General features: G+C 66.4%; 18 protein-coding genes. 15 read left to right on the top strand and 3 right to left on the bottom strand.

Features of this window, described 5'->3' with window-relative positions; all coding sequences use genetic code 11:
• Positions 1–92 precede the first annotated feature (92 nt).
• From ftsY to AU193_RS10835, 6 genes are all read left to right on the top strand, one after another.
• Positions 93–1,418 (top strand): signal recognition particle-docking protein FtsY, encoded by a 1,326-nt coding sequence (gene ftsY / locus AU193_RS10810; protein ID WP_172798275.1) that lies wholly within the window; start codon positions 93–95, stop codon positions 1,416–1,418.
• Between the two features lie 151 nt (positions 1,419–1,569).
• Positions 1,570–2,934 (top strand): ammonium transporter, encoded by a 1,365-nt coding sequence (locus tag AU193_RS10815; protein WP_064422385.1) that lies wholly within the window; start codon positions 1,570–1,572, stop codon positions 2,932–2,934.
• A gap of 33 nt (positions 2,935–2,967) precedes the next feature.
• Entirely contained in the window at positions 2,968–3,306 is a 339-nt protein-coding gene (locus AU193_RS10820) for a P-II family nitrogen regulator (protein WP_003881099.1), read from the top strand.
• 73 nt (positions 3,307–3,379) lie between these two features.
• Positions 3,380–5,911 carry a [protein-PII] uridylyltransferase gene (locus tag AU193_RS10825; protein WP_172798273.1) on the top strand — a complete coding sequence of 844 codons (2,532 nt, stop codon included), beginning with the start codon at positions 3,380–3,382 and terminating at the stop codon, positions 5,909–5,911.
• A 69-nt stretch (positions 5,912–5,980) separates the two neighbouring features.
• Positions 5,981–7,543 carry a signal recognition particle protein gene (ffh, locus tag AU193_RS10830; protein ID WP_064422387.1) on the top strand — a complete coding sequence of 521 codons (1,563 nt, stop codon included), beginning with the start codon at positions 5,981–5,983 and terminating at the stop codon, positions 7,541–7,543.
• Between the two features lies 1 nt (position 7,544).
• On the top strand, positions 7,545–8,630 hold the full coding sequence (locus AU193_RS10835; protein WP_064422388.1) for an amidohydrolase family protein: 1,086 nt from the start codon (positions 7,545–7,547) through the stop codon (positions 8,628–8,630).
• A 69-nt stretch (positions 8,631–8,699) separates the two neighbouring features.
• Here AU193_RS10835 and AU193_RS10840 read toward each other — a convergent pair whose 3' ends face one another.
• Both AU193_RS10840 and AU193_RS10845 read right to left on the bottom strand, forming a co-directional pair.
• Positions 8,700–9,545 (bottom strand): D-alanyl-D-alanine carboxypeptidase family protein, encoded by an 846-nt coding sequence (locus AU193_RS10840; protein WP_064422389.1) that lies wholly within the window; start codon positions 9,543–9,545, stop codon positions 8,700–8,702.
• A 73-nt stretch (positions 9,546–9,618) separates the two neighbouring features.
• Positions 9,619–10,497: a D-alanyl-D-alanine carboxypeptidase family protein gene (locus tag AU193_RS10845; RefSeq protein WP_064422390.1), complete on the bottom strand. Its 879-nt coding sequence runs from the start codon at positions 10,495–10,497 to the stop codon at positions 9,619–9,621.
• Between the two features lie 32 nt (positions 10,498–10,529).
• On the opposite strand from AU193_RS10845, the gene AU193_RS10850 reads away from it, so the two are divergent.
• The 5 genes from AU193_RS10850 (at position 10,530) to trmD (ending at position 13,270) form a co-directional block, all read left to right on the top strand.
• Positions 10,530–10,946, top strand: coding sequence for a nuclear transport factor 2 family protein (locus AU193_RS10850; protein WP_064422391.1), 417 nt, complete (start codon positions 10,530–10,532; stop codon positions 10,944–10,946).
• Positions 10,947–11,243: 297 nt separating this feature from the next.
• The gene (rpsP, locus tag AU193_RS10855; RefSeq protein ID WP_064422392.1) at positions 11,244–11,813 is read left to right on the top strand and encodes a 30S ribosomal protein S16; all 570 of its coding nucleotides are present in this window, start codon (positions 11,244–11,246) and stop codon (positions 11,811–11,813) included.
• An 8-nt stretch (positions 11,814–11,821) separates the two neighbouring features.
• Positions 11,822–12,064, top strand: coding sequence for an RNA-binding protein (locus tag AU193_RS10860; RefSeq protein ID WP_003928628.1), 243 nt, complete (start codon positions 11,822–11,824; stop codon positions 12,062–12,064).
• Positions 12,065–12,073: 9 nt separating this feature from the next.
• The gene (gene rimM / locus AU193_RS10865) at positions 12,074–12,589 is read left to right on the top strand and encodes a ribosome maturation factor RimM (RefSeq protein WP_064422393.1); all 516 of its coding nucleotides are present in this window, start codon (positions 12,074–12,076) and stop codon (positions 12,587–12,589) included.
• Between the two features lie 3 nt (positions 12,590–12,592).
• Entirely contained in the window at positions 12,593–13,270 is a 678-nt protein-coding gene (gene trmD / locus AU193_RS10870) for a tRNA (guanosine(37)-N1)-methyltransferase TrmD (RefSeq protein WP_064422394.1), read from the top strand.
• A gap of 7 nt (positions 13,271–13,277) precedes the next feature.
• Here the strand turns inward: trmD and AU193_RS10875 are convergent, their stop codons facing one another.
• A complete protein-coding gene (locus AU193_RS10875; protein ID WP_064422395.1) occupies positions 13,278–14,222 on the bottom strand; it encodes a hypothetical protein in 945 nt (314 codons plus the stop codon).
• A 365-nt stretch (positions 14,223–14,587) separates the two neighbouring features.
• Here AU193_RS10875 and rplS point away from each other — a divergent pair, with 365 nt between their 5' ends.
• The 4 genes from rplS (at position 14,588) to AU193_RS10895 (ending at position 16,993) form a co-directional block, all read left to right on the top strand.
• Positions 14,588–14,929: a 50S ribosomal protein L19 gene (gene rplS / locus AU193_RS10880; protein ID WP_064351209.1), complete on the top strand. Its 342-nt coding sequence runs from the start codon at positions 14,588–14,590 to the stop codon at positions 14,927–14,929.
• 86 nt (positions 14,930–15,015) lie between these two features.
• A complete protein-coding gene (lepB, locus tag AU193_RS10885; RefSeq protein WP_064422454.1) occupies positions 15,016–15,873 on the top strand; it encodes a signal peptidase I in 858 nt (285 codons plus the stop codon).
• A 27-nt stretch (positions 15,874–15,900) separates the two neighbouring features.
• Positions 15,901–16,632 carry a ribonuclease HII gene (locus tag AU193_RS10890; protein WP_064422396.1) on the top strand — a complete coding sequence of 244 codons (732 nt, stop codon included), beginning with the start codon at positions 15,901–15,903 and terminating at the stop codon, positions 16,630–16,632.
• A 55-nt stretch (positions 16,633–16,687) separates the two neighbouring features.
• Positions 16,688–16,993: a DUF2469 domain-containing protein gene (locus tag AU193_RS10895; protein WP_064398671.1), complete on the top strand. Its 306-nt coding sequence runs from the start codon at positions 16,688–16,690 to the stop codon at positions 16,991–16,993.
• Positions 16,994–17,496: the final 503 nt, after the last annotated feature.

Here is a 17,496-nt window from a genome sequence, read left to right on the forward strand (position 1 = left end):
AACACGCGGTGCACAAATCTTGGCCCGAGGGGGCGCGGAGGCGTCGCCGGGACTCACCTTGAGACAATGGCGCCGTGACTGATGTCGGCTCGATGGGGTTGTGGATCGCGATCGCGGTCATCGCCGTTTTGCTGGTCGCCGCGCTCGTCGTCGGGCTGGTCCGGTATCGGCGCCGACGCATCCGGTTGTCCTCGACGGATACGGCCACGCCGATCGATCGTTCCGGCGGCTATACCGCCTCCTCAGGTATCACGTTCTCGCAATCTGCGCCCGCCGCGCCCGCGGAGCGGATCGACACCACCGGCCTGCCCGCTGTAGGCGACGACGCCACGATTCCGCGCGACGCACCGAAGCGCCCGATCGCCGATGTGCAACTACCCGAGCCTCCGGTCGAGGAGCGCCCGGCGCCCGCGCCTGAACCCGCTGAGCCGGCGCCCGCTGAGGCGGCCCCCGCCGAGCCGGCGCCCGCACCTGCCGAGCCGGCCCTTGACGAGATCGCGCCCACCGAAGGACGACTCGAGCGGCTGCGCGGCAGGCTCGCCAAGTCGCAGAACACTCTCGGACGCAGCATGTTGGGGCTGCTCGGCGGCGGCGACCTGGACGACGAGTCGTGGGAGGAAGTCGAAGACACGCTGCTGATCGCCGATCTCGGGCCGGTCGCGACGGAGTCAGTGGTCGCCGCGCTGCGCTCGCGGATGGCCAGTAGTCGGGTGCGGACCGAGGCTGACGCCCGCGCCGTGCTGCGCGAAGTCCTCATCGACGAACTGCGCCCCGACCTCGACCGCTCGATCAAGGCTCTGCCGCACGCCGACAAGCCCTCTGTGCTGCTGGTCGTGGGTGTGAACGGCACCGGGAAGACGACCACGGTCGGCAAGTTGGCGCGCGTACTGGTCGCCGACGGCCGCCGCGTCGTTCTCGGGGCCGCCGACACATTCCGCGCCGCCGCGGCCGATCAGTTGCAGTCCTGGGCATCGCGGGTGGGCGCGCAGGTGGTGCGGGGTGCGGAGGGCGCCGACCCCGCCTCGGTCGCCTTCGACGCCGTCGACAAGGGCATCGAGGATGGCGCTGACGTCATCGTCATCGACACCGCCGGTCGCCTGCACACGAAGACGGGACTGATGGACGAGTTGGGCAAGGTCAAGCGCGTCGTCAGTCGCCGGGCCGAGGTCGACGAGGTGTTGCTGGTGCTCGACGCCACGATCGGCCAGAACGGCCTGCCGCAAGCCAAGGTCTTCGCCGAGGTCGTCGACATCACCGGCGTGGTGCTGACGAAACTCGACGGAACGGCCAAGGGCGGAATCGTCTTCCGTGTGCAGCAGGAATTGGGCGTTCCGGTCAAGCTGGTCGGGCTCGGCGAGGGTGCCGACGATCTCGCGCCATTCGAGCCAGCGGCGTTCGTCGACGCGTTGCTCGGTTAGTCGCTGGTGACACGGGAAACACGAGCGTAACGCTCCGGGCGTGTCCGTTCACTTGGTGGAAACGGAACAGAATCACCGGTGAAACGCGAGCCGAAGAGTCTCTTCGGGAGGCCGATCCGATCGGCGCACTTCCCAAGGAGGTTCACACAAAGTGGTTTCAGCCTTACCCCTTGCTCTACCCGATGATGCGTTCGCGCCGTTCGGCCCAGACGGGTTGAGCTCCGGCGACACCGCATGGGTGCTCACCGCCGCGGCGTTGGTTCTGTTCATGACGCCCGGTCTGGCGTTCTTCTACGGTGGGTTGTCGCGCCAGAAGTCGGTTCTGAACATGATGATGATGTCGTTCGGAACCCTCGGCGTGGTCAGCGTCGTCTATGTGCTGTGGGGCTACTCGATGTCGTTCGCGTCGGCGCACACCGGCAACAGCGACTTCGCGGGCATCTTCGACAACCCGTTCGCGTTGTTCGGGCTGAGCCCACTTCTGGAGACCCTGGAAGTGGACGGCAACACCCTCTACGTACTGGGTGGATTCGGCACTGTTCCCGCGATCGTCTGGGCGGGATTCCAGTTGACCTTCGCCGTCATCACCGTCGCCCTGATCAGTGGCGCTGTGGCCGAGCGGATGAAGTTCGGCACCTGGCTGGTGTTCGGTGCGATCTGGGTGACGCTGGTGTATTTCCCACTGGCACATATGGTTTGGGGTGGTGGTTTGTTGTCCGGTGCCGAGAACGGCATCGCGGCGAAGCTGTTCGGCGTCAGTGAGGAAGGCACCGCGAACGTCTCGCCGATCGACTTCGCCGGTGGCACCGTCGTTCACATCAACGCGGGCATGGCCGCACTGGTGCTCGCGGTCTTGCTGGGCAAGCGGACCGGTTTCGGCAAGATCGCCTATCGGCCGCACAACATTCCGTTCGTGATGCTGGGCGCAGCCATCCTGTGGTTCGGCTGGTTCGGCTTCAACGTCGGATCGGAAGGCGCGGCCGACATGCTTGCCGGCCAGGTCTGGGTCAACACCACTGCAGCGACCGCTGCGGCGATGCTGGGCTGGTTGTTGGTGGAGCGCCTCCGGGACGGTCACGCGACCAGTGTCGGCGCCGCCTCCGGCGTCGTTGCGGGCCTCGTCGCGATCACCCCGGCCTGCGGTTCGCTGTCGCCGATCGGGTCGTTGATCCTTGGCGTCATCGCTGGTGCGCTGTCGGCCCTGGCGGTCGGACTGAAGTACAAGTTCGGCTACGACGATTCGCTCGACGTGGTCGGGGTGCACCTGGTTGCGGGCCTGTGGGGCACGGTCGGCATCGGCTTCCTGGCGATGGAGACGGGCCTGTTCTACGGCGGTGGTTTCCAGCAGCTCGTCGTGCAGGTGGTCATCGCGCTGGCGGCGGTTGTCTTCACTGGCATCATGACCGCGATCATTGCCTTTATCGTTAAGCCGTTGGGCTGGCGCGTTACCGCGGAGGACGAGGACACCGGCATTGATGCAACCGAACATGCTGAAACCGCTTACGAGCTCGTCTGATCGGCCACAATTTCCTCGGAAGGGATTCACTAAATGAAGCTGATTACAGCGATCGTCAAGCCGTTCACACTCGAGGATGTAAAGACCGGGCTCGAGCAGACGGGCATCCTCGGGATGACCGTCAGCGAGGTTCAGGGCTACGGCCGCCAGAAGGGTCACACCGAGGTTTACCGGGGTGCTGAGTACTCCGTGGATTTCGTGCCGAAGGTGCGGGTCGAGGTCGTCGTCGACGACTCCGCCGTCGACAAGGTGGTCGATGTCATCGTTCAGGCCGCGCGGACCGGAAAGATCGGCGACGGCAAGGTGTGGGTGAGCCCCGTCGACACCGTTGTCCGGGTACGCACCGGGGAGCGCGGAGCCGACGCCCTTTGAGGCCCTTGCAGAACTGAGTTCGTCTCCGTCCGATCACAGACCGTGAGCAGTTTTGCAGGGGGACCAGGACGAGATGAGTGAAATGACACCCGAATCCGCCGACGAGCGCTCGCGCGGGGGGGTACGACGCGCCCGAAGGGCAGGGGGAGAGCAGACGACCGCCGCCGGCACCCCTCGATGGGTGGCGCCGGCGGCCGGTTCGTCTCGACCGGCGACGGACCTCTGCGCCGCGATCAAGCAACTTCTGACAGACGGTGCCCGCCAATTGGATTCGGCCGCACTGCGACGTGCATTGCAAGATCTGCACGAGTTCTGGCTGACCACCAAGGCCACCGAGATCGGTATCACGCCCACCAGCGGCTTCGCCATCGTCGCGACCGGCGGCCTCGGCCGGGGCGAGTTCGTACCGCACTCCGACCTCGATCTGACGCTGTTGCACGACAACATGCCGCACGACGTGGTCGGCCAGGTGGCGGAGTTGTTGTGGTACCCGTTGTGGGACGCCAACATTCGGATCGACCACAGCGTGCGGACGGTTCCCGAGGCATTGAAGGTCGCCGGGGAGGACATCTCGGCGGGGTTGGCGATGCTGGAAGCGCGCCACATCGCCGGTGACGCGGACCTGTCGACGCTGCTGATCGGAGGAGCCCGACGGCAATGGCGCACCGGAATCGCTTCTCGCTTCGATGAACTCGTCGAGCACACCCGGGCGCGGTGGCAGCGCAGCGGGGAGATCGCGCACCGTGCCGAACCCGATCTCAAATGTGGTCGCGGTGGTCTGCGTGACGTGCAACTGCTCAACGCCCTGGCGATCGCGCAACTGGCCGACGTGTATCCCAACCGCACCCTGGCATCCCCGCTCGGGTCATTGGGGCAGGCCCACCTGGCGCTGCTCAACGTACGGACCGAACTGCACAGGGTGGCCGGCCGCGGCCGCGACCTGCTGCTGGCCCAGCACGCCGACGAGATCGGCGCGGCTCTGCACATCGGCGACCGCTTCGACCTGGCCCGCATGCTGTCCGACGCCGCACGCACCATCAGCTTCTACGTCGACGCGGGCATCCGCACGGCAGGCAACGCGCTGCCCCGTCGTGGATTCGCAGCGCTGCGCCGTCCGCCTCGCCGCCCCCTCGACGAGGGTGTCGTCGAGTTCGCCGGCGAGGTGATCCTCGCCCGCGACGCGCGTCCCGAGCGCGATCCCGGCCTGATACTGCGGGTGGCTGCCGCGTCGGCGACCACCGGACTGCCGATGGCGGCCTCCACACTGTCTCGCCTCGCCGAGGCGGCCCCCGAACTCCGTACCCCTTGGCCGCGCCAGGCGCTCAAGGATCTGCTCGTGATGCTCGCCGCGGGACCTGCGGCCGTGGCCACGATCGAGGCGCTGGACCGCACCGGCCTGTGGGGGCGCCTGTTCCCCGAGTGGGGTGCGGTTCGCGACCTCCCTCCCCGCGATGTGGTGCACATCTGGACCGTCGACCGCCATCTTGTCGAAACAGTTTCGCAGGCAAGCGCTTTCACTACTCGGGTAGCTCGCCCTGACCTTCTGATACTGGGCGCGCTGTGCCACGACATCGGCAAGGGACGCGGCGGTGATCACAGTGTCATCGGTGCGGAGCTGGCCACCCAGATCGGCACCCGGCTGGGGCTGTGGCCGTCGGATGTCGAAATCCTGTCCAAGCTCGTCCGCCACCACCTCCTGCTGCCGCACACCGCGACACGCCGAGACCTACAGGATCCCAACACGATTGCGTCGGTGGTCGACGCCCTCGACGGCGACCCCGTCGTGCTGGAGTTGCTTCACGTGCTCGCCGAAGCCGACTCGCTGGCGACCGGTCCCGGCGTCTGGGGGGACTGGAAGGCCTCGCTCATCGGCGATCTCGCGCGCCGCTGCCGGATGGTGATGGCCGGAGAGCGGTTACCACAGCCGGATCCCATTGATCCGCGGTACCTTTCGCTCGCGACGGAAGTCGGTGTACATCTGGAGCTGTCAGCGGGGGACAGCCCGCACATCTACAACGTGACGATCATCGCGCCCGACCGGCGGGGCCTGCTGTCGAAGGCGGCCGGCGTGCTCGCGCTGAACTCGTTGCGGGTGCACTCGGCTTCGGTGAACGGTCACGAAGGCTCGGCGATCAACACGTTCGTCGTCTCGCCGCATTTCGGCTCTCCACCGGCGGCCGAGGTGCTGCGCCAGCAATTCATCCTCGCGCTCGACGGTGAACTGGACGTGCAGGAGGCACTGGATCGCCGCGAACGCGAGGCAGCGCAGCACGGGACGTCGCGCGCAGGCGAGGTACCAGCGGCCGTGCCCATCAACCACGTCACGGCCCCGCCGCGCATCCTCTGGTCCGAGGGTGCCCGATCGGGCGAACTGATCGTGCAGATCCGCAGCACCGACCGCGCAGGCCTGCTGGCCAGGCTGACCGCCGTGTTCGAGCGCGACGGCATCGACATCGCGTGGGCGAAGGTGACCACGATGGGCTCCTCGGTGGTCGACCTGTTCGGCATCACCGCCGACCAGGGCGTGCGTGACGAGGTCGAACGCGACCTGTACGCGGTGCTGCCCGCGCCGCCGCCCCGCAAACCGGTGCCCGAAGCGAGCTGATCACGCCCGTTTCCGCCGCGCACGCCCTGCTCGGGCGGCCTGCCCTCGGCTCCCATTAGGCTGGACGTCGTGTTTGAATCCCTGTCCGACCGGTTGACCGGCGCCCTTCAGGGGCTACGCGGCAAAGGGCGGTTGACCGACGCCGATATCGACGCGACCACCCGCGAGATCCGGCTGGCATTGCTGGAAGCCGACGTATTTCTGCCCGTCGTGCGTGCCTTCGTCAACCGCATCAAGGAGCGTGCCCGGGGCGCCGAGGTTTCCGGTGCGCTCAACCCGGCCCAGCAGGTCGTCAAGATCGTCAACGAGGAACTGATCGGCATCCTCGGCGGTGAGACCCGTCCGCTGACGTTCGCCAAGACGCCGCCGACGGTGATCATGCTGGCCGGCCTACAGGGCTCCGGTAAGACCACCCTGGCCGGCAAGCTCGCGAGATGGCTTCGCGCACAAGGGCATACGCCCTTGCTGGTCGCGTGCGACCTGCAGCGGCCAGGCGCGGTGAATCAGCTGCAGATCGTCGGCCAGCGCGCCGACGTCGCGGTGTTCGCACCCCACCCCGGCGTGTCGGCGGACGGCGCGGCGGACGCGGCGCCCGGCGATCCGGTCGCGGTGGCGGCCGCCGGCCTGGCCGAGGCCAAGGCCAAGCACTTCGACGTGGTCATCGTCGACACCGCGGGCCGCCTCGGCATCGACGACGAGTTGATGAGCCAGGCCGCCGCGATCAGGCAGGCCGTCGATCCGGACGAAGTGATCTTCGTGCTCGACGCGATGATCGGTCAGGACGCCGTCACCACCGCCGAGGCCTTCCGTGAGGGCGTCGGGTTCACCGGCGTGGTGTTGACCAAGCTCGACGGCGACGCACGCGGCGGTGCCGCACTCTCGGTGCGCGAGATCACCGGCGTGCCGATCCTGTTCGCCTCCAGCGGCGAGAAGCTCGAGGACTTCGACGTCTTCCACCCCGACCGGATGGCCAGCCGCATTCTCGGTATGGGCGATGTGCTGTCGCTGATCGAGCAGGCCGAGCAGGTGTTCGACGCCCAGAAAGCCGAAGAGGCGGCGGCCAAGATCGGCAGTGGGGAACTGACGCTGGAGGACTTCCTCGAGCAGATGCTGGCGATCCGCAAGATGGGCCCGATCGGCAACCTGCTGGGCATGCTGCCCGGCGCGGGTCAGATGAAGGATGCGCTGGCCGCCGTCGACGACAAGCAACTCGACCGGCTGCAAGCGATCATCCGCGGTATGACGCCCGAGGAGCGCGCCGATCCGAAGATCATCAACGGCTCGCGTCGGCTGCGCATCGCCAACGGGTCGGGTGTGACCGTCGGCGAGGTCAACCAGCTCGTCGAGCGGTTCTTCGAGGCCCGCAAGATGATGTCGCAGATGGCCGGCCAGATGGGAATGCCGTTCGGCCGCAAGAACACTCGCAAAGCGAGCAAGAACAAGAAAAAGGGCGGCAAGGGCAAGAAGGGAGGCCGGGGGCCGACACCGCCGAAGGTGCGCAATCCCCTCGGCATGCCGGGTATGTCCGCGGGCTTCCCGGATCTGTCCGATATGCCCAAGGGGCTCGACGAGCTTCCACCGGGCCTCGCGGACATCGACCTGTCGAAGCTGAACTTCCCCGGTCAGAAGTAGCGTGAGGCTCCACGTGCGCGGTCGGGGACTGCCCGACGAGCAGCCGGTGGAGTGGTGGATCGACGGCGGCGTGCTCAGCGCCGAACCGATCAGCGGCGCCGAGACGGTGTTCGGGGCTGATGGGTATGGCGGGTGGATACTGCCCGGGCTCGTCGACGCGCACTGCCACGTCGGTCTCGGCGACCACGGCCCGCTCGACAACCTCGACGACTGCATCGAACAGGCCGAGATCGAGCGCGATGTCGGCGCGCTGCTGCTTCGCGACGCGGGTTCTCCGATTGACACCCGGCCGCTCGCCGACCACGACGATCTGCCGGAGATCATCCGCGCGGGTCGTCACCTCGCCAGACCGAAGCGCTATCAGCGTGGGTTCGCGATCGAACTGGACGACGAATCCGCGCTGCCAGAAGCGGTGGCCGAGCAGGCGCGGCGCGGCGACGGATGGGTAAAGCTCGTCGGCGACTGGATCGACCGCGAGGTCGGCGACCTGGCGCCGTTGTGGTCCGACGACGTGCTCAAGGCCGCGATCGATGCCGCCCACGCCAACGGTGCCCGCGTAACCGCTCACGTGTTCGGCGAGGACGCGCTGCCGGGGCTGATCAAGGCCGGTATCGACTGCATCGAGCACGGAACCGGCCTCACCGACGACACCATCGACCTGATGGTCGAGCACGGCACCACACTGGTGCCGACGTTGATCAACATCGCCAACTTTCCGGGCATCGCCGACGGCGCGTCGAAATACCCGGCGTATGCCAAGCACATGCGGGACCTGCACGAGAAGTGCTATCCGCGTATCGCCGCGGCCAGGGAGGCCGGGGTGCCGATCTACGCGGGCACAGACGCGGGAAGCATGGTCGCGCACGGCCGGATCGCCGACGAGATCGACGCGCTCACCGGGATCGGGATGACGCCGACCGAAGCCTTGGGTGCGGCGTGCTGGGCCGCCCGCGAGTGGCTCGGCCGGTCGGGTATGGCGCACGGCGCGCCCGCCGACCTGGTGTGTTACGCCGACGATCCGCGCACGGGCGCTGCCGTCGTCAACCGCCCGGATCTGGTGATCTTGCGCGGTCGCACCTTCCCCTGAGCCGCGAGCGACCGCAACATGCCGCAAAAGGACGGCGTGTCGCGCGCAAACACGGTCGCTCGCAAAGATTTACGGCTGGCCGAAGCCCCAGTCGAACAGTTGGATCGCCTGGCCGTAGAGGTCGCCGTTGCCGTACAGCTGAGCGACAACCAACCGGCGGTTGCCGCGTTGCGCGGCGGCGGCGAACGTTTCCCGAGCCAAGTTGGTGTATCCCGTCTTACCGGCGAGCGTGCCCGGGTATCGCGTGAGCAACTGGTTCTGGTTGGTGATCGTCTTCGGCCCGTTGTCGGTCGGAAACAACGACGACGGCTGACGCACGATCGCGGCGAAGACCGGATACCGCAGCGCATGGCGATAGATCTGCGCGAGATCGCTGGCGGTGGTGAACGACTCCATGCCGGGGCCGTCCAGCCCCGACGGCGACGAGGAACGCGTGCTGCGCGCGCCCAGGCCCTGCGCCTTGGCGTTCATCTTCGCCACCGCGACGCGGTAACCGCCAAGGCCATCGGCCAGAACGTTGGCCGCGTCGTTACCCGACACCAACATCAGCCCGTCCAGCAGTTGCCGAACCGTGTAAGCGCGCCCGGCTTTCACACCGGCACAAGAACATTCGACGTCGGCGGCCGCCGGCTTGGCCGCGATCACCGCGTTTAGCGGAAGGTGGTCGAGTACCACCATCGCGAGCAGCGCCTTGATGGTGCTTGCGGGTGCATGAGGCTCATACGGGTTGCGCGATGCCAGAATTCGGCCGGAATCGACGTCAGCGAGCACCCAGGCTTGCGCCGGCCCATCGGGCAGCGCGACAGCGCCCGACGGTTCGCCGCGCGGCTGCGCCGGTGCGGGCGCGGCGACACCGAAGGCCAGGGTCATTGCAGAAGTCAGCGCGATGGCCAACGCGGCCAACATGCATCGCATGGTCGCCGAGCGTATCGGCGGGCTTCCCCGTCCCGGTCTCGGATGCGTTGCGATTCAGCAACTCAACCGGCCGTCACAGCGTGCCGATACTTGCTTCGGGACTCAGCGCGAAACCCCAGTCGAACAAGCTGGAGGCCTGATCCCAATAAGTCGGCTGACCGGGCTTGTCCATGCCGTACATCAACGCGACGACCAGGCGCCGCCCGTCGCGTTGCGCGGCGCCGACGAAGGTCTTCTGGGCGCGGTCGGTGAAGCCGGTCTTGCCGCCGAGCATGCCCGGATAGCGCTCGAGCAGTTCGTCCTGATTGACCAGGATCTTGTCGCCGTCCCCGGTGGGGAACACGGCCGTCGGCGCAGCGGTGATCGAGGCGAACACCGGGTTCGCCATCGCGGCACGGAAGATGACCGCGAGATCGTGCGGAGACGACCACATGTCGATGCCGGGGCCGTCGAGGCCCGACGGCGACGCCGCGTTGGTGCCGTGCGCGCCGAGCAGCGCCGCCTTGGCGTTCATCTTCGTCACGGCTACGTCGTAACCACCGAGCATGGTGGCCAATGTGTTGGCCGCGTCGTTGCCCGAGACCAACAGCAGCGCGTCCAGCAGTTGCCGCGTCGTGTAGACCGTGCCGGGCGTGACGCCCGCACAGTTGCACTCCACCTGGGTGTCGGCCGCGCTGGCGACCACGGTGGCGTCGAGCGGCAGTTCGTCGAGCACCGTCAGCGCCAGCAGCACCTTGATCGTGCTGGCCGGCGCGTACTGGCCGTATTCGTCGCGCGCGGCCAGGACCGCACCGCTGTCCATGTCGGCGAGCACCCAGGCTCGGGCCGGGCCTTCGGGGATCGGAACCGAACCCGACGGTTGGCTGACGCCGACGGGTGCGGCGGTGGCCACGGAGGTCCCCCAGGACACCAGGCACAACACTGTCGTCAAGCAGATGAAGAGCTTCCGCATGGGCACGCAGCCTAGTCGTGTTCAATCGACGCATGTTGAGCCTCGAGGAGATTTCGGACCGCTTCGAAATACAGCAACTGCTGATCGACTACTCGACCGCCATCGACCGGAAGCGATTCGACGACCTCGACCGGGTGTTCACCCCGGACGCCTACATCGACTACAGCGTGACCGGCGGCATCGACGGCCGCTTCCCAGAGGTCAAGGCGTGGCTCGGGGATGTGTTGCCGAACTTCCCGGCGTACTACCACATGCTGGGCAACGTCGATATCCGCATCACCGGGGACACCGGCTCGTCCCGTGCCATCTGCTTCAACCCGATGGTGATGGGCGGCGAGGGTCAGATCTACTTCGTCGGAATCTGGTACGTCGATGAATTCGTGCGCACATCCGAGGGTTGGCGGATCTGCAAGCGGGTCGAGGAGAAGTGCTTCGACAAACTCCTCTGAGCGTTCAGGTGCCCTCGTCGCATGCGCATACCCTTAACTGGTGGATTGCCCTCACGTCGTGCGTGCGATCCACCGGTCAACGCGCAGGACGCCCGTTGACGACGGCCTAGCGGATTTTTGCCGCTCCCGGCTGTTCTGGCACAATGGGCGGCTGTCTACCGCAGGACCCGATTCTGTGCGATCCGTCGCCCGGGCCGCTTCTGCGGCGGTCACACACGCAAGGCAAAACCGGGCCGAGGCAACCCGCTTCGATCGCTGAATTGCGAGCGTGGCAATCACAGGAGAAGACGTACCACCATGGCTGTAAAGATCAAGCTCGCGCGGCTTGGCAAGATCCGCAATCCCCAATACCGCATCGCCGTCGCCGACGCGCGCACCCGCCGCCAGGGCCGGGCCATCGAGGTGATCGGCCGCTACCACCCGAAGGAAGACCCCAGTCTCATCGAGATCGACTCGGAGCGGGCTCAGTACTGGCTCAGCGTCGGCGCCCAGCCGACCGAACCCGTGCTCGCCCTGCTGAAGATCACCGGTGACTGGCAGAAGTTCAAGGGTCTGCCCGGCGCGGAAGGCACGCTGAAGGTCAAGGAGCCCAAGCCCAGCAAGCTGGAGCTGTTCAACGCGGCGCTCGCGGAGGCCGAGGGCGGCCCGAGTATCGAGGCGACGCAGCCCAAGAAGAAGAAGGCGCCCGCGGCCAAAAAGGCCGCCTCCGATAAGGCCTCCGACAAGGCCTCCGACAAGGCCTCCGACGAGTCGGACCGCACGGCCGTCGAAGCCGAGGCCCAAGCCGACCCGGCGCCTACCAAGGACCAGTCCGAGCCCCCGGCTGAGGGCGAGGACGCCACCATCGCCGGCGCCACTGAAAGCTGAGACCGGCCGTGAGTTCTGTCGTCGTCGACGCGGTCGAACACCTCGTGCGCGGAATCGTCGACAACCCGGACGACGTCCGCGTCGACATGGTGACCAACCGGCGTGGCCGCACCGTCGAGGTTCACGTCCATCCGGATGACCTGGGCAAGGTGATCGGACGCGGTGGCCGCACCGCGACCGCGCTGCGCACGCTGGTCGCCGGTATCGGCGGTCGCGGTATCCGCGTCGACGTGGTGGACACCGACCAGTAACCGGTCAGCATGGACCTCGTTGTCGGGCGCGTCGTCAAAGCGCACGGCATCACCGGTGAAGTGGTGGTCGACGTCCGCACCGATGATCCCGACGCGCGATTCGTACCCGGGACGTCGCTGCGCGGGCGCCCCGCCAAAGGCGGCGCCGAGCGCGAATACACCATCGAGTCGGTTCGTGAACACGGTGGCCGTCTGCTGGTGCGGTTCGACGACATCGACGACCGAAACGCCGCCGAAGCGTTGCGCGGAATCCTGTTTCTGGTCGACTCGCGGGAGCTACCGCCGATCGAAGACCCCGACGAGTATTACGACCATCAGCTCGAGGGGCTGCGGGTACGCACTTCGGACGGTGTCGACGTCGGAACCGTCACAGAGGTGCTGCATACGGCCGCCGGTGAGTTGCTCGCGGTCCGCGGCGACGAACGCGAGGTCCTGGTGCCGTTCGTCAGCGCCATCGTGACGTCGGTGTCGTTGGCCGACGAGGTCATCGAGATCGACCCGCCGGAAGGCCTGCTGGAGATCTGAGCCATGCGAATAGACGTTGTGACCATTTTCCCGGCTTACCTCGAACCCCTGCGACAGTCGTTGCCGGGCAAGGCCATCGAGGCCGGCATCGTGCAGCTCGCGGTGCACGATCTGCGGCGCTGGACGCACGACGTGCACCGCTCGGTCGACGACGCGCCCTACGGCGGTGGGCCGGGCATGGTGATGAAAGCGCCGGTGTGGGGTGAGGCTCTTGACGAGATCTGTTCGGGGAAAACGCTTTTGGTGGTGCCGACACCTGCGGGACGGTTGTTTCGACAGGCCGACGCGAGAGCCTGGGCCGACGAGGAACACCTGGTGTTCGCCTGTGGCCGGTATGAGGGAATCGACCAGCGCGTCGTCGATGACGCGGCGCGCCGCATGCGTGTCGAGGAGGTCTCGATCGGCGACTACGTGCTGGCCGGCGGCGAGTCGGCGGCACTGGTGATGATCGAGGCCGTCGTGCGACTGCTACCCGATGTGCTCGGCAACCCGGAGTCGCATCAACAGGATTCGCATTCCGAGGGGCTGCTCGAGGGCCCGAGTTACACTCGGCCACCCAGTTGGCGAGGTCTGGACATACCGGAGATCCTGCTCTCCGGCGACCACGCCAAGGTCGCCGCCTGGCGTCGGGAGCAAGGGCTCGAGCGCACCCGCGAGCGTCGACCCGACCTGCTCGGCTGAGCGCGGTCTAGATGTGGCCGCCGGGGAACATCGTCTTGACCGCCTGCGTGATGGTGTTGCGTGCGGTGACGTCGTCGGCGGGTTGCATCGACGCGATTGCCATGACGAATCGACGGTCCTTCCCGATCGCGCCGGTGGACCAGTGCACCCAGTTGCCGTCGTTCCAGCAGCAGAACCAGCCCTGCTTGACCGCTACCCGCTCGTCGTAGAGGCCCTCGGGTATGCCGAACCGCTGCGGATACACACCGTCGGGCATGGTGCCGTCCGGCGCCGTCGGAGTGGACCTCCCCAGGTTGGACAAGATGACGTCGGCCTTGTCTCGGGGTAAGCCGCCGCTGCCCGACAGCAGCTCCGCGTAGTACCGCACCAGGTCTCCGGTCGTGCTCAAGGTGTTGAACCAGCGGCCGTTGTACGGCGTGCTGGTCGCACCCAGGCCATATCGCGCGGCGACGCGCGAAACGATCTCGCTGCCGCCGCCGCGGATCCAGAAGACCTCGGCCGCGCTGTCATCGGACGACCGCAACATCGCCTCCATCGCCTTGCGGTCCTCGGGGCTGAGCTTGACCCGTGCCCGCGATTCCTGCAGCAGCAGGTCGTCGGCGATGAACAGCTTGACCACCGACGCGATCGGCATCGCCTCGTTGTTGCCATTGGAGACAAGGACTCCGGTATTGCGGTCGAGCACGGCGATCGAAAGGTCGGCGCCTGCCTCGGCGGCCTTCTCGGTTGCCTGACGCGTGCGAGCGTCGAGCCCGCCGAAGGACGCGGCGGGTTCGTCGGGTGCCGCTTCGGGCAGTGGTGCCGAGCCGCCCTGCGGCGCGACGACCGTCAGGTGCGGGCCGGCCGGGTGCGGCGGCTTGCCGTGCACTTTGGCCTCGCAGCCGGCGACGACCAGGACGGTGGCGGCGAAGAATGCGATCGTCTTGACCAGCGGGGACGGCCGCCGTTGCAATGGCCCTCCTCAAACAGCTCGGACGCGAATGTCCTCGGATGCAGATGTCTTCGGATCCAAATGTCCTCGGATCCGAATGTCATGGCCCGCCGCGTTGCTTCGGCCCTGTACCAGCCTAATCACTGGCTACCCCTGGCGCCGATCGGTAATCTCACGCGTCGGACCGGCGACTCGGTGCGATTTCGCTGGATCAGGTCTCATCTGGCACAATTGGGCAGTTGTCTGTGCAGGACCCGGGAAACGGCCAGTTCCGCCCGCTGCGAGATACACCCCGATTCGCCCGATCAGATCGGCTCGGCAAGCTGTGTCACGGCGCACACGTGACAGCAGCGCCCGCAGCCGCCAACCGCAAGGAAGTGTCACCGATGAACACGCTGGACTTCGTCGATCAGACATCGCTGCGCGACGACATCCCGGACTTCGGTCCCGGCGACACCGTTAACGTGCACGTCAAGGTCATCGAGGGCTCCAAGGAGCGCATCCAGGTCTTCAAGGGTGTGGTTCTGCGTCGCCAGGGCGGCGGGGTCCGGGAGACCTTCACCGTGCGCAAGGAGAGCTACGGCGTCGGCGTCGAGCGGACCTTCCCGGTGCACTCGCCCAACATCGACCACATCGACGTCGTGACCCGCGGCGACGTACGTCGCGCCAAGCTGTACTACCTGCGCGAGCTGCGCGGCAAGAAAGCCAAGATCAAGGAAAAGCGCTGAGTTCCCGGTCGGCCGTCGACGCCGGAACTTGACCCTTGGAGCGCGAGCAGCGCGAGGCCGAGCACGGCGCTGGCTACCCTGATGCAGTGACCGGTTCCCCGAAGTCCGACGAATCATCCGCCTCGCACCGGCCCCAGACCGGCACGCCGGACGGCGACACGGCAGAGTCCAAGAAGGACACCGCAGAGCCCACGAAGGACAGGGAGAAGCCCAAGAAGAAGGGCGGGGCACTCCGGGAATTCGCGATCCTGATCTCGATCGCACTTGTCCTCTACTACGTCATGCTGACGTTCGTCGCCCGGCCATACCTGATTCCATCAGAGTCAATGGAACCCACTCTGCACGGCTGCCCGGGTTGCACCGGCGACCGAATCATGGTCGACAAGCTGACCTACCGGTTCTCGTCTCCCGAGCCCGGCGACGTCGTTGTGTTCAAGGGCCCCCCGAACTGGAACATCAACTACAGGTCGATCCGCTCGGACAACACCGCGATCCGGTGGGTGCAGAACGCCCTTTCAGTCGTCGGATTCGTTCCGCCCGACGAGAACGACCTCGTCAAGCGGATCATCGCGGTGGGCGGCCAGACCGTGGAATGCCGAGCGGCGACCGGGTTGACCGTCGACGGGAAACGCCTCGACGAACCGTACCTGGACCCCGACACCATGCGGGCCGACCCCGCGATCTACCCCTGCCTGGGAAATGAGTTCGGGCCGGTGGAGGTGCCCGAAGACCGACTGTGGGTGATGGGGGACAACCGCACCCACTCGGCAGATTCCCGCGCGCACTGCACCAACACCCCGGCCGACGCGCAGAAGGGTTTGTTGTGCACGGGCGACCCGATGGCCGGCACGGTCCCGGTGGACAATGTCATCGGAAAGGCACGGTTCATCGCATGGCCGCCTTCCCGTTGGGGTGGCGTAAGCAGCGTGGACCCGCAGACGTAACGCCAGACGCAATTAGGAGAGCTGTTCTTGCCGGCGACATGGCCTCCGCGCACGGTGATCCGGAAATCCTCGGGGCTGCGCACTCTGGAATCTGCCCTTTATCGCAGCGGTCTCGGACCGGTTGCCGGCGTCGACGAGGTCGGCCGTGGTGCGTGTGCGGGACCGCTTGTCGTCGCGGCCTGCGTCCTCGGCCCCAATCGGTTTGAGAGTCTCTCGGCGCTCGACGATTCGAAGAAGCTGACCGAGAAGGAGCGCGAGCGTCTCTTCCCCCTGATCCGGCGCTACGCCCTGGCCTACCACGTGGTGTTCATTCCCTCGCACGAGGTGGATCGCCGCGGCGTGCATGCGGCCAACATCGAGGGTATGCGCCGAGCGGTTGCGGGCCTGTCGGTGCGACCCGGCTATGTGCTGTCCGACGGATTCCGCGTGCCGGGGCTGCCGGCGCCGTCGCTTCCGGTGGTCGGCGGTGACGCGGCTGCGGCGTGCATCGCGGCGGCAAGCGTGCTGGCCAAGGTCAGCCGTGACCGCATGATGGTGGAGATGGAAGCCGAGCACCCCGGTTACGGGTTCGCCGATCACAAGGGCTACAGCACACCCGCGCACAGCGCGGCGCTGGCCGCGCTGGGGCCCTGTAGTCAGCACCGGTACTCGTTCATCAACGTCCGTCGGGTCGCTACGGCCGGAGGAATCAGGGTGGTGACCGAACTGGTTGACTCCAGCCGGGTAAGTCCACCGGATCATTGCGACGAAGCGGGATAGGGGACAATGGGAGCCAACAAGGGGGCAGCGACCAACATGAAGGACAGCTGAGCCGATGAGTGCCGAAGATCTCGAGAAATACGAAACCGAGATGGAGCTCTCGCTCTACCGCGAATACAAGGACATCGTCGGCCAGTTCAGTTACGTGGTGGAAACCGAGCGGCGGTTCTACCTCGCCAACAGCGTCGAACTCGTACCGCGCAACTCCGATGGAGAGGTGTACTTCGAGCTGCGGTTGGCCGACGCCTGGGTGTGGGACATGTACCGACCCGCCCGCTTCGTCAAGCAGGTGCGCGTCATCACCTTCAAAGACGTCAATATCGAAGAGGTCGAAAAGCCCGAGTTGCGGCTTCCCGAATAGACCTCCGCGCACGGTCAAGCGCGGTTCCACTCGTATTGTTTGACGCCGACGACAGTTTAGCGACCGTGAGGCGCCACTGAGTTCGGTTATCACTGGGCGCTTTTGAGACCATTCGTCTCTATTCTCCTAATAATTGTCATTTAGCTCCTCGGGGCTTGGGCAACGCGTCATCATTGAATCGGCCTAGGTCAACGCCGTGGATCGTCCGCCTTCCGGTCGCATCGCGGCGTGTCCGGGTGGGCCTAATCATTGTTCCGATGTGTCCCGGCCATTGGCCATATGACAGGCTGCTTGTGAGCGTCGCGAGCACGAGACAGATAACACCTAATTGTCTAATATTTGCCTGTTGAACTGGGCTGGGCTGTATGACATTCTTGTGCAGCAAACAAAAAGTGTCCTTCTGACCGCCTGAAAGAGGATTTGCAACCAGGAATCTCCGATCGAGTAACGGAAGCGATTGACCCAAAGATATGTTCCGTTATAGAGTCCTGCACCGTCTCCGA

This window comes from Mycobacterium sp. GA-1285 (assembly GCF_001499905.1).
Lineage (GTDB): Bacteria > Actinomycetota > Actinomycetes > Mycobacteriales > Mycobacteriaceae > Mycobacterium.